Below are 12,033 nucleotides of genomic sequence, written 5' to 3'. Positions count from 1 at the left end.
AGTTCGTCCAAAGGAACTCGCCGCGCGAACAGTGGACACGAACGCCTCGTTGACAGCAGCGCTCCCGCCCTTGCCGCCCTTACCGCCGTCCAGGGGCGTGCCGCCGGAGTTCGCCGGCTGGTCATACCCGGCGCCGCCTATACCGCCGCGGCCACCGTGGCCGCCGTCACCAGCGGCGACATTCGCACCACCGGCATCACCACCGGTACCACCGGTACCGCCCCGACCGCCCTGACCCCCGTCATCTGTCGACGTACCGGTAAGTCCGGTACCCCCGTTTCCGCCGTCACCGGCGCGGCCGCCCGCGCCATCGGCACCTCGGGTGCCACTTACTCCGCCAGCGACGCCGCCGGTGCCGCCACCCCCGCCATCGCCGCCGTCACCGCCATCGCCACCGGCAACGTTGTTCGCACCCCGACCGCCGGCGCCACCCTCACCCGCGGCGCCACCGTTACCGTCAAAGCCGCCGACTCCACCGCTGCCGGCCACCCCGCCGGCTCCGCCGTTACCGCCCCCGCCGCCGTTGCCGCCGTTGACGCCGGTAGTCAAACCGGTCGCGTCGAACCCAGCGCCGCCCGTGCCGCCCTGACCGCCCCGGCCGCCGTTGCCATTGATGCTTCCGCTGCCACCCGTTCCGCCGCCACCGCCATTGCCTCCTTGGCCACCGGAAGCGCCCGGAACCGCCGACCCGTTGTAACCCGCGCCGCCTTGCCCGCCGGCGCCGCCGTCGCCGCCCATACCCGCACTCGCGGATGCGCCTGCCACCCCGAACATTCCGCCGGATCCACCGGCGCCGCCGGTCCCGGCATCACCGCCAGTACCGCCGCCACCGCCAAGACCGCCAGCGGTCAACGAGTTTGGACCGGCGCCGCCGTCAGCACCCAGACCGCCAACACCACCGGCGCCACCGACGCCGCCGGACCCGCCGCCACCGAACAGACCAATGCTGGCGCCGCCGACTCCGCCCGCTCCGCCGACGCCGCCGGAGCCACCCGCCGCTCCCACGCCAAGGGCCACGCCGTCGACACCGGTACCGCCGATGCCGCCGGCGCCACCCGCGCCGCCGGTGTAGAAAGTCAGCGCTCTGCCCAACCCGCCGGCGCCGCCGACCCCGCCTGCACCGGCGGCCAAGGTGTCAGTGCCGCTACCGCCGAGCCCGCCGGCACCACCGGTCCCGCCGAAACCGCCCAAGAACCCGCCGGCACCACCACGTCCACCGACCCCGCCCACCGCACCGGCTGCACCAGAACCGCCGGCTCCACCTAAGCCGCCATTGCCGAAGAACCCGGCGTCACCACCAGCCCCACCGGACTCACCGATGCCGCCCGAACCGCCGTTACCCCCGTTGCCCCACAAGATCCCGCCGGCGCCCCCGGCCGCGCCGGTACCCGGTGCACCATTGGCGCCGTCACCGATCAGCGGCCGACCCAACAACACAGTGGTGGGGGCATTGATGGCGTCCAAGATGGTTCGCTGCACGGCCTCGAGTGGCGAGGCGCCGGCAGCCTCGGCCGCGGCATAGCTGGCCGCGCCCAGGTGCAACGCACGCACCACATCGGCATGAAACACGGACGCCTGCGCGCTCAGCGCCTGATACTCCCGGCCATAGCTGCCCAACAACGAGGCGATCGCCGCAGACACCTCATCCTGTGCCGCTGCCAGCAGCGATGTCGTCGAACCCGCCGCCGCCGCGTTGGCGGCCTGAAGCGCCGTCCCCAAGCCGGTCAGATCCTGCGCGGCGGCCGCCACCGCGTCCGGCGAAACGATCACGAAGGACGACATCTCGATCTCCCGTCGGTAGGGAAATAGCGCCAAATGCCGAGAGCCGACGTGCCGTGCACATCACACTCAGCAAACTCACCGGTCAATACCTCTAGCAGAAACAATCCCGGTATATTAGACGCGTCTTCTCAACAGCGGGATGAATCCCGGCAAATTGTTTGGATTTTTCTGTCTCGCTCATATTCGAGTTCGCGCGGAACGCGTACCGACGGCGATCCCGGGACACGTATGCGTTCGCCACACCCGCGTTCAACGCTGCCCTAGCTATCGTCGAATGATCTGCAGGACAATGTTTTTCGGCTCAGCGCATAGCTTGGAATCATGGCAGAGATAGATCTGGACACCCTTTCAACGCCCGAGCACGGTTACACCGTCGATGACGAGGATGGCGACGAACCTGTCCTGCTCGACCGTCAGGGCAACCCGGTCGAGACCTGGCGCGAACGCTATCCATACGACCACCGGATGTCCCGGGATGAATACGAGTGGCTCAAACGCCGGCTACAGATAGAACTGCTCAAGTTGCAGAATCACAGCAGACGCACCGGCACCCGGCACATGATCCTGTTCGAGGGACGCGACGCCGCCGGCAAAGGCGGCACCATTCAGCGGTTCATGGAGCACCTGAACCCCCGGACCGCCCGGGTGGTGGCACTGGAAAAACCTTCCGAGCGCGAACAGACACAGTGGTACTTCCAGCGTTACGTGACCCACCTGCCGGCCGCCGGTGAAATGGTGCTGTTCGACCGCTCGTGGTACAACCGGGCCGGCGTGGAGAAGGTGATGGGATTCTGCACGCCCGAGCAGCACGCCGAATTTCCTCGAGCAGGCACCGGCATTCGAGAAGCTTCTGGTCAACGACGGCATCAAGCTCACCAAGCTGTGGTTCTCGGTGTCGCCCCACGAGCAACGCACTCGGTTTGCGATTCGCCTTGTCGACCCCGTCAAGCAATGGAAATTCTCGCCGATGGATATGGAGTCGGTGAACAAGTGGGACGCCTACACAGCGGCCAAGGAGGAGATGTTCGCAGCAACCGACACCGACTTCGCGCCTTGGATCGTGGTGAAAAGCAACGACAAGAAGCGGGCCCGCATCAACGCCATGCGTCACCTACTCGACAAATTCGACTACGAGGACAAGGACTACGAACTGGTGGGTGTGCCTGATCCGTTGATCGTCGGCCGCGCGTTGGAAGACTGACCACTGCACACGAAGAATAGTATTTCCACCCGCTGGTAATATGATTCTCATGTTCCAGCGATGCCCGGGTCTCAAATCATGACGCAACTAGCCCTCCTAGAGGCCGGCAACGGGCTGCCAGCACGCGTACACGGTGCCGCCGACCCTCGCTTCTCCTGCGCGGTGCAGACCTTTGCGAAGATATTTTCCGGCGGACCGCGATTCGGCGGCGGAGCCCTGTCGGTGTACGTAGACGGCCAACCGGTTGTCGACGTGTGGACCGGTTGGTCGGACCGGCACGGTGAGGTGCCGTGGACGGCTGACACCGGGACGATGGTCTTTTCCGCGAGCAAGGGCATAGCGGCAACCGTCCTGCACCGGCTCGTCGACCGCGGACAACTCTCCTACGACGCTCCGGTGGCGCAGTACTGGCCGGAATTCGGCGCCAACGGAAAGTCCGAGATCACCGTGCGCGACATGCTCGCGCACAAGTCGGGTTTGTCGGATTTAGGTGGCGTCAGCCAGGAAGAGCTTTTGGACCACCGGCTGATGGAACAGCGCATGGCGGCCGCGCCCGTAGGTCGACACGCGGGCCGGGCGGCCTATCACGCGTTCACCTACGGATGGCTCACGTCGGGACTGGCGCGGGCGATCACGGGCAAGGGCATGCGCGAGTTGTTCCGCACCGAGATCGCCCAGACCCTCGACACCGACGGGTTGCACCTCGGACGTCCGCCGGCCGGGGCGCCAACCACAGCCGCGCAAATCATGTTCCCCCAGAGCACCCGGGCCAACCCACTGTTCGACCTGCTCGCACCCCGGCTTGCGGAGCTGCCGGTGGCCGGCGGTTTGGGCGCCATGTACGTCCCCGGAATCACTTCTTTGATCCAGGGCGACACACCGTTCCTGGACAGCGAGATCCCCTCGGTCAATGCCGTGGTCACCGCGCGCGGGCTGGCCAAGATGTACGGCGCTTTGGCCAACGACGGCCGGATCGACCAAACACAGCTGCTGTCAACCGAATTGGCGGCCGGCCTGCTCGGCAAGACCAGTTTGCGGCCGGACCTGAACTTGATCGTTCCGATGTCGTTCAATCTGGGCTACCACGGGTCACCGGTACCTGGCCTGCTGCGCGGCTACGGGCACGCCGGGCTGGGCGGCACTATCGGTTGGGCCGACCCCGTCACCAAGAGTTCCTTCGCGTTCGTGCACAACCGCCTGATCACGCCGATCCTGTTGGACCAGATACTTTTCGTGCCGCTGATCCTGCCCATCCGCCGTGCCACCACCGCCGCCCATCAACGCGGTTGCAACACCGTGCCGAATCTCGGTGCGCGGTATCAGACCGCCTTGGTCGAACCGACATAGGACAGCACCACGTCGGATTCGTCGGTGATACGGGTCAGGGTCGAGTAGGACCGGACGAACGACTGGCCGACACAGCCGTCGATCTTCATGTGGAACTTGTCGATCATGATCCACGGATTTGGTCCCTTGAATTCCTTCCTGACCACCGGCACCACCACGACGAATCCGGGCTTGAGCCCTACGCTGACCAGGCTATTGGACTGCGCGCTGATTATCGGTAAGAGCTGGAACGGCTCGCCGGGCCCGAACGGCAGTACCGCGCCGAGGGATGGTGAGACGCCGCCGCCGTTGGCCATGGTGACGCCATTGGCGGTGCTCATGTCGATGCCGCAGCCGATCTCATACCCGACTTCGAGAATGCCGTGCGGGGTTTCCGGACCGGTCAGGGAAGCGACGAATATTCCGCTGGACAGGTATTCGCGAGACGATACGGCTGTGGTCAGCGGTGCCACCGGTACGTGTTTCTCGTCTTTCGCCCCGAGTGCCAGGATCCAGCCGTCCGGCGTGGTCAGCCGCGCAGGCGTACCGGGCGCTACCGCACCGTCCGCCGATGCCGCGGCGCCGACCGGCTGTGAGGTGGGATCGGCGGCCGCCGACGGAGGCGCCACCGGTAGCGCGAGACAGACAGCGAGAACCGCAGCACGACGTACGACCGCGGACATGCGCACCACGGATTACACGCTAGGTACAGTTCCGAGGCGGTGAGCGCTTTGCTGGATGACCTGACCGGAGTTGTTGCGCGTTCGTAGCCGGTTTGCGATGAATACTCGGCAGGCTCGGATCGCACACCCGATTGCACGTATAATTGACATGCCCCATCATTTGCGCCAGAAGCGGAGAGGGCGACCAATGAGCCTTCAGAAATTTGCTGCGGGAATTGCCGCCAGCCTGATCGGAGTTGCGGCCGCAATCGGCAGCGCCGGCGTGGCCAACGCGGACCCCGAGGACACGACGCCGCCGTTGATCGAAGACTACTTCGTCGCCATCAACCCGCCGCTGACCCAGGATTACCGCTCAACGGATACGCCCAATAACTTCGGCGTACCCGGCGCCAAAGACTGGACCGGCAGTGGAATGTTTTGCCAGAATCGAGTCGTCAAGTGCCAGAAGATGGGCTTCTAACGAAGAAGCGCTGAAATAGGCTGCATTACAAGACAATCAGCAGTTCTGGTAGGTCTCTTGGCGACCGCGACCGCGACCGGAAGGAACTTTCGAGTTGTCCACCTGGTTCATCACCGGTTGCTCGACAGGGCTTGGACGCGCGTTAGCTGAAGTCGTCATCCACGCCGGCCACAACGCAGTCGTCACGGCCCGCGACGTCGCCACCGTCAACGATCTTGCGGAGGAAACCCCGGACCAGGTGCTGGCAGTGACCATTGACGTGACGGAGCCGGAGCAGGTCAAGGAGGCCGTACAGCAGGCCGAGGAGCGGTTCGGTGGCATCGACGTGCTGGTCAACAACGCCGGCTACGGTTACCGCGCGGCCATCGAAGAGGGCGAAGACGCCGAAGTTCGCGCTCTGTTCGAAACGCATTTCTTCGGCCCGGTCGCAATGATCAAGGCCGTCCTGCCAGGAATGCGCGAACGCGGGTCCGGCGCCATCGTCAACATCTCCTCGATCGGAGTGCAGTTGACCCCGGTCGGGTCGGGTTACTACTCCGCGGCCAAAGCCGCCCTGGAAGGAATGAGCGGTGCTCTACAGGGGGAACTTGCGCCGCTGGGCATTTCGGTCACCGTCGTCGAGCCCGGCGCTTTCCGCACCGATTTCGCCGGACGCTCGCTGAAGCAGTCGGAAACGGTGATCGACGCATACTCCGAGACCGCGGGGCGCCGTCGCAAAGAGAACGACACCATGCACGGCAGCCAAACCGGCGACCCCGCCAAAGCCGCGGTGGCGATCGTCACCGCAGTCGAAGCAAACGAACCGCCCGCGTTCCTACTGTTGGGCCAGGACGCCCTGTTCTCTTACCGTCACATCGCCGAACGGCGCGCCAAGGAAATCGCGGACTGGGAGGAGCTCAGCGCGGGCACCTGTCTCGACGACTGCACGTAGCGGCTCCCAATCCTGTTAACGGGCACGGGACTTCGTTGAGAGCACGCCGTCCATCGAGTACCGTCCCGGGCCCAGGAATACCAGCAGAAAGAAGGCGAAGCTGAACAGGATGGCCGGTGTCCCGCCATTGCCGCCGGGCGGATCACCGATGGGCCACAACGACTGCGGTTGATGCATCCAGAAATAGGCGACCGCCATGTGGCCGGACGCGAGAAAAGCAGCAATCCGGGTGACCAGTCCGGCCGCGATCAACAATCCCGTCACAAGTTCGATGAGCCCGGCATACCAAGCGGGCCACTGCCCTACCGGAATGTCTTGCCCAGAGGCGACCGGCCAGCCGAACAGAATCATGGACCCGTACCCGGCAAAAAGGATGCCGTAGACCAGTCGGAACAGACTCACCACTACGGGCGAGTAGCCCGCGAGGCGCTGGTCGAGATTCGTCGTCATACGACGCACGTTACGGCTCGTCCATCGATGGCCTAATCAGTGGGATATGCGTCGCTTGCGTCACTCACGGCCGAGGTCGGCCAGGTCGTAGCGTCGTCGACATGCAATTACTTCCAGGCCTCGTCGATTCCGCGGTAGCTCGGGCCGCGCTTCAACTGGCCCAATCCACCGAGTCCACATCGGTTTTCAATCACAGTGTTCGTAGTTACCTGTTTGGTGAGCTGCTCGCCGCTCACGAGGGTTTGCGTCAACAGTCCGATTACGACAGCGAGACACTATTCCTAGGCTGTGTCTTACACGATCTCGGCACCGGTAGCGCTGCGCCCGGTAAGCAACGTTTCGAAGTCGAGGGCGCCGACCTGGCGGCCAGGCTGCTGACCGAGCAAGGTTGTGACCGCGCGGTAGTCGATGCCGTGTGGGAGGCCATCGCGCTGCACAGTTCCATGGGCATCGCGAATCGCCGCGGCCCGATCTGCTACCTGGTCAGTGGTGGAGTCGGTATCGACTTCGGCCGAAACGCCGACTTCGTTGATGCCCAGGCCGCCAGGGCGATTCACGCTCAATACCCGCGGCTTGCCATGGCCACCTCGCTGGTGGATGCCATCGCCGTCCACGCCGGGCGCAGTCCCGAGGCGGGAATGCCGTACACCATGGGCGGTGAGGTACTGCGCGAAAGGCGCGATGGCGGCGTCACGGCGCTGGAGCAGATGGCCGCGGCCGGCCGGTGGGGTAGTTGACCGACTCTGCAATCGCCTCGTGTACACCTGAAAGGCACACGAGGAGGCCCGCCATCGCATATCTGTTCCTACTCGTCGCCATCTTCGCCGAAGTCGTGGCCACCAGCCTGCTCAAGAGCACCGACGGCTTCACTCGACTGTGGCCGACGGCCGCCTGCCTCCTCGGATACGCCATCGCGTTCGCACTGCTGGCGCTGTCGATCTCGCGGGGGATGCAAACCGATGTCGCCTACGCGCTGTGGTCGGCGATAGGCACGGCAGCGATCGTGTTGATCGCAGTGACGTTCCTGGGCTCGCCGCTGTCAGTTGCGAAGGTGGTCGGTGTCGGCCTGATCATTGCCGGCGTGGTCACGTTGAATCTCGGTGGGGCGCATTGATTCCCGGGCCCCGAATGTTTCAAAGGCGGGGGCCCAGCATTTTGCCGTCGGCCATTTCAGGGCGATCCGGCACTGCACCGACCAGGCGCGTTCAACCGTGGCCGACGGCCCCGTCAACCTTCGGGCTCAACGATTCTGGGTGCAAGGATCTTGGCACGCATGATTGATCCCCGGCAGAACTTGGGGCGTGACGTCCGCGCCGGTGCGAATGGTCAGCCAGGCGACGCACGCGCCGACCACACACACGGTCGCGGTGAGAAGCATCGCCACCGAATAACCGGGTCCGAGAGGCTGCCCCGGGCCCGCACTGATACCGGCGGCGATGGGCAGTACCGCGATGGCGAGCAATCCGGCGACGCGCGAGATCGCGTTGTTGACACCCGAGGCCGTACCGGCATAGGTGTCGGGAACGGCTGACAAGACGGCTGCGGTCAGCGGGGCGACGGTGATCGCGAGCCCGACGCCGAACACCGCCACGGCCGGCAACACCGCACCCAGGTACGTTGCCCCCGGGGTGATTCGCGCCATCAACGCCAGGCCGATCGAGGCAACCAACGGGCCGACCGTCATGGGGATTCGGGGACCGGTTCGCTGCGCGAATGCACCGGCCAGTGGTGACCCGACCATGGTGATGAGGGTGATCGGCAGTGTCGCCAGGCCGGCCGCGAGCGCTGTGTAGTGCAGACTTTGTTGTAGCTGTAGCACCAACAAGAACAGTGCGCCGCCGACAGCCGCGTATACGGCCAGCGTCGTGAGGTTAGCGCCAGTGAATTGCCGGGAACGAAACAGTCTGAGCGGCAACAGGGGTGACTGCGTGCGACGTTCGATCAGCGGAAAAGCGAGCAACCCTGTGGTGCCGATGATCGCAGCGACCACCGTAACCGGAGTCCAGCCGCGCGACGGCGCCTCAATCAGGGCATAGATCAGGCCGGCCAAGCCGACGGTGACGGTCGCGGCCCCCGCAAAGTCGGGACTGCCGGTCGCCGTCGGATCGCGTGACTCACGCAGATGCCGCAGCGCGATCCACGCCACGGCCACCGCGAGCGGAACGTTCAGAAGGAACACCAAACGCCACGACACGGAGTCCACCAGCCACCCCCCGACGAACGGACCCAGCGCCGTCGTCCCACCAGACATGCCGGCCCAGATTCCCACCGCACGACCACGGTCCTCCTCGGTGATGCCGGCATCAATCAAGGCAAGGCTGCCAGGCACCAGTGCCGCGGCCCCGACGCCCTGCAGCACTCGCGCGCCGATCAGCCACCCACTGCTCGACGCCAGACCGCAGGCGAGTGAAGCCGCCGTGAAGATCGCCAATCCGGCAAGGAAGGCGCGGCGACGGCCGTAGCGATCCCCAGCGGCGCCACCGGACAGCATTAACGCGCTCAGCGTCAACAGGTATCCATCTAGGATCCACTGCTGGTCAGTCAGCCCCGCACCGAAGTCTCGCCCGATGGCGGGCAGTGCGACGTTCACCACGGTGCCGTCCAGAAACGCGATACCCGAGCCGAGGACGGCGGCGGCTATGAGCCAGCGCGCACCCGCCGACGCCAATGGCAGTTGACCTGGCTGAGCGGGTTCGGTGTTGGTTGCCCGGTCCACGGCAGAAATTCTGCGCCATCCCGGGACTCGTCGTGACGTTCTGTGCGAGTTCGGTTGGCGCGGCCGCTAAAAACCTCAGCTGTCCTCGCAGGCTTCGCGCCCAACGCGCTCACCGAGCACTCCCCTTGTGCACAACCCGGAGACCCTGGCTTCCTCTTCCACCGTATCCCGGCCCCGGGGGCTTGCGGCAAGGCCCCGGTGGTGGCGCACAATGACTGGCCGGACGTCAGGGGGAATTGCGAATTGCGCGGATCAGACACGGGTTACGAGGAAGAGTTGCGTGCCGAGCAGAGCTACGTCGACGGGCTCTACGCACGTCTGGACCACGAGCGGGCGCAGGCCAAAGCCCGTTACCGCACGGCGTTGCTGGGAGAGGGCCAGACCGCGATGGATCGTGACGTCGAGGTGCGAGCGCTGGCCAGACGGATGACGCGGCTCGACGTCGCTGACGACGGGCTGTGTTTCGGACGGTTGGACAGTGTCTCCGGAAAGCGTTCCTATATCGGCCGTATCGGCCTGCTCGACGAGACCGACGAATACGAACCGTTGTTGCTCGATTGGCGTGCACCGGCGGCGCGCGCGTTCTACACGGCGACCGCCGCGAACCCGGAGAACATGCGCCGGCGCCGGCAGTTTCACACCCGCGGCCGTCGGGTCGTCGACTTCACCGACGAGGTCCTCGGCCGTCCCGAGGCTGGCGATCAGCGCGCAAGTTCCAGCGACGCCGCCCTGATGGCCGCCGTGAACGCGCCGCGTGGCGACGGGATGGTCGACATCGTGGCCACCATTCAGGCCGAGCAGGACGAGATCATCCGTCTCGATCACGCCGGTGTGCTGGTGATCGAAGGTGGACCGGGTACCGGCAAAACGGTGGTGGCGTTGCATCGCGTCGCGTACTTGCTCTACACCCAACGGGAGCGGATGGAACGTCACGGCGTGCTGGTGATCGGGCCCAATTCGGCGTTCCTCAACCACATCAGCCGAGTGCTCCCCTCGTTGGGCGAGTCCACCGTGGTGTTCATGACGACCGGTGACCTGGTGCCTGGTCTGCAGGTGACGGCCGAGGACGACCCGGCGGTTGCGCGAATCAAGGGCTCGCTGGAAATCCTCGATGTGCTCGCCGCCGCGGTTGCCGACCGTCAGCGCCTACCGCAGGATCCGCTGCTGATCAAACTGTCCGATGTGACGATGCGCATCGACGCGGAGACTGCGGGATGGGCCAGGGAGGAGGCCCGCGCCACCAAGCTGCCGCACAACGCGGCGCGCGCCGCCTTCACCGACATCGTTACGTGGGCGCTGACGGAGCGAGCGATCGGCAAGATCGGCCGGGGCTGGTTGTCGCGTTCGGACCGTGACGCGTGGGAGAAGCTCCGCGAGGAGTTGATCGAGGAACTCGACGACAACGCCGCGTTCACCGGTGCGCTCGACCAACTCTGGCCGATCTTGACCCCGCAGGAGTTGCTGGCGTCCCTGTTGGAGTCCCCAGAGAAGCTGCGTGCGGCAGGTGCCGATCCGGCGCTGTTCCGCGAGGCGGGAGACGCGTGGACGGTATCGGATGTGCCACTCCTCGACGAACTCACCGACCTGCTCGGCGTCAACAAGGCGGCAGAAGAGCTTGCCAAGCGGACCGCCGAGCAGGAACAGCGGGAGGAAGCCGCGTATGCCGCCGGTGTGCTCGATCTGATGGTCAGTCGCGAGGACCTGATGGACGACGAGGACCAACTGCTGGCTCAGGACCTGCTCTACGGTGCGGATCTAGCCGAGAGGTTCATCGAACGTGACACCCGAGATCTGGCTGAACGTGCTGCAGCGGACCGGAATTGGACCTACCGGCATGTCGTGGTGGACGAGGCGCAGGAACTTTCCGAGATGGACTGGCGGGTGCTGATGCGGCGCTGCCCGGCCCGCTCGTTCACGGTGGTCGGTGATCTTGCCCAACGGCGTTCGGCCGCCGGAGCTACGTCGTGGGACACCGTGTTACAGCCCTACGTGCCTAACCGCTGGGTCTACCGCCCGCTGTCGGTGAACTACCGGACACCGGCGGAAATCATGGCTGTGGCCGCCGGGTTGCTCGCGCAGTATGCACCCGGCGTCGTGCCACCCGAGTCGGTGCGCGCAAGTGGCGTCAAGCCCTGGGCCCGACAGGTTACCAACGACGAATTACGCTCTGCCATCGACGAATTCATCCAGGATGAAGCCCGTCGCGAAGGAACCAGCGTTGTGATCGGACCAGCGGACGTGCCCGGCGCGGTAGTCCCCTCGGAAACCAAAGGCCTCGAGTTCGACGCCGTCCTGGTGGTGGACCCGCAGCACATCCTCGCCGGCGGCCCTCGTGGTGCGGCCGAACTCTACGTCGCTCTGACTCGCGCAACCCAGCGCCTTGGGGTGGTGCATCGCGACCCGTTGCCACCCGCGCTGAGCAATCTCGAGCCTCGGTATTCGTAGGTCCGCGTTCACCTTTTCGGACGGCATTCCCGCGTCAGG

The 12,033-nt window shown here is 65.5% G+C and carries 10 protein-coding genes and 1 pseudogene; 7 read left to right on the top strand and 4 right to left on the bottom strand.

Annotated features, from left to right (window positions below; genetic code table 11):
- On the bottom strand, positions 1-1,782 hold a 1,782-nt coding region (locus tag A5636_RS06895), incomplete at its 3' end, for a PE family protein (RefSeq protein ID WP_155763669.1).
- Between the two features lie 321 nt (positions 1,783-2,103).
- Here A5636_RS06895 and ppk2 point away from each other — a divergent pair.
- Positions 2,104-2,983 (top strand): annotated as a pseudogene (gene ppk2, locus A5636_RS06890) (polyphosphate kinase 2).
- A gap of 78 nt (positions 2,984-3,061) precedes the next feature.
- On the top strand, positions 3,062-4,330 hold the full coding sequence (locus A5636_RS06885; RefSeq protein WP_065157947.1) for a serine hydrolase domain-containing protein: 1,269 nt from the start codon (positions 3,062-3,064) through the stop codon (positions 4,328-4,330).
- On the opposite strand, the gene A5636_RS06880 is transcribed toward A5636_RS06885, so the two are convergent.
- Positions 4,303-4,992, bottom strand: a complete 690-nt coding sequence (locus A5636_RS06880) for an MspA family porin (RefSeq protein ID WP_065157946.1) — start codon at positions 4,990-4,992, stop codon at positions 4,303-4,305. The two genes, A5636_RS06885 and A5636_RS06880, sit on opposite strands and share 28 nt — an antisense overlap.
- 187 nt (positions 4,993-5,179) lie before the next feature.
- Here A5636_RS06880 and A5636_RS06875 point away from each other — a divergent pair, with 187 nt between their 5' ends.
- Positions 5,180-5,452: a hypothetical protein gene (locus tag A5636_RS06875; RefSeq protein WP_065157945.1), complete on the top strand. Its 273-nt coding sequence runs from the start codon at positions 5,180-5,182 to the stop codon at positions 5,450-5,452.
- A gap of 94 nt (positions 5,453-5,546) precedes the next feature.
- Positions 5,547-6,383 (top strand): oxidoreductase, encoded by an 837-nt coding sequence (locus A5636_RS06870; protein WP_065157944.1) that lies wholly within the window; start codon positions 5,547-5,549, stop codon positions 6,381-6,383.
- 15 nt (positions 6,384-6,398) lie between these two features.
- Here the strand turns inward: A5636_RS06870 and A5636_RS06865 are convergent, their stop codons facing one another.
- Positions 6,399-6,833: a DoxX family protein gene (locus A5636_RS06865; RefSeq protein WP_065157943.1), complete on the bottom strand. Its 435-nt coding sequence runs from the start codon at positions 6,831-6,833 to the stop codon at positions 6,399-6,401.
- A gap of 101 nt (positions 6,834-6,934) precedes the next feature.
- On the opposite strand from A5636_RS06865, the gene A5636_RS06860 reads away from it, so the two are divergent.
- Positions 6,935-7,570, top strand: coding sequence for an HD domain-containing protein (locus tag A5636_RS06860; RefSeq protein ID WP_065157942.1), 636 nt, complete (start codon positions 6,935-6,937; stop codon positions 7,568-7,570).
- Between the two features lie 53 nt (positions 7,571-7,623).
- The gene (locus A5636_RS06855; protein ID WP_065157958.1) at positions 7,624-7,947 is read left to right on the top strand and encodes a DMT family transporter; all 324 of its coding nucleotides are present in this window, start codon (positions 7,624-7,626) and stop codon (positions 7,945-7,947) included.
- Positions 7,948-8,073: 126 nt separating this feature from the next.
- On the opposite strand, the gene A5636_RS06850 is transcribed toward A5636_RS06855, so the two are convergent.
- On the bottom strand, positions 8,074-9,549 hold the full coding sequence (locus tag A5636_RS06850; RefSeq protein WP_065157941.1) for an MFS transporter: 1,476 nt from the start codon (positions 9,547-9,549) through the stop codon (positions 8,074-8,076).
- Between the two features lie 243 nt (positions 9,550-9,792).
- Here A5636_RS06850 and helR point away from each other — a divergent pair, with 243 nt between their 5' ends.
- Positions 9,793-11,994, top strand: a complete 2,202-nt coding sequence (gene helR, locus A5636_RS06845; protein WP_253900522.1) for an RNA polymerase recycling motor ATPase HelR — start codon at positions 9,793-9,795, stop codon at positions 11,992-11,994.
- The last annotated feature ends 39 nt before the right edge of the window (positions 11,995-12,033 follow it).

Origin of the sequence: Mycobacterium asiaticum, from assembly GCF_001673315.1 — a bacterium.
Lineage (GTDB): Bacteria > Actinomycetota > Actinomycetes > Mycobacteriales > Mycobacteriaceae > Mycobacterium > Mycobacterium asiaticum_B.
Note: the sequence above shows the minus strand (reverse complement) of the source record. Positions and strands in the feature narration are given on the sequence as shown.

Excerpts from the sequence above, each read along its gene's own strand:
- A5636_RS06865 (WP_065157943.1), bottom strand. The coding sequence starts at position 6,833 with ATGACGACGAATCTCGACCAGCGCCTCGCGGGCTACTCGCCCGTAGTG.
- A5636_RS06860 (WP_065157942.1), top strand. The coding sequence starts at position 6,935 with ATGCAATTACTTCCAGGCCTCGTCGATTCCGCGGTAGCTCGGGCCGCG.
- A5636_RS06885 (WP_065157947.1), top strand. The coding sequence starts at position 3,062 with ATGACGCAACTAGCCCTCCTAGAGGCCGGCAACGGGCTGCCAGCACGC.
- A5636_RS06875 (WP_065157945.1), top strand. The coding sequence starts at position 5,180 with ATGAGCCTTCAGAAATTTGCTGCGGGAATTGCCGCCAGCCTGATCGGA.
- A5636_RS06880 (WP_065157946.1), bottom strand. The coding sequence starts at position 4,992 with ATGTCCGCGGTCGTACGTCGTGCTGCGGTTCTCGCTGTCTGTCTCGCG.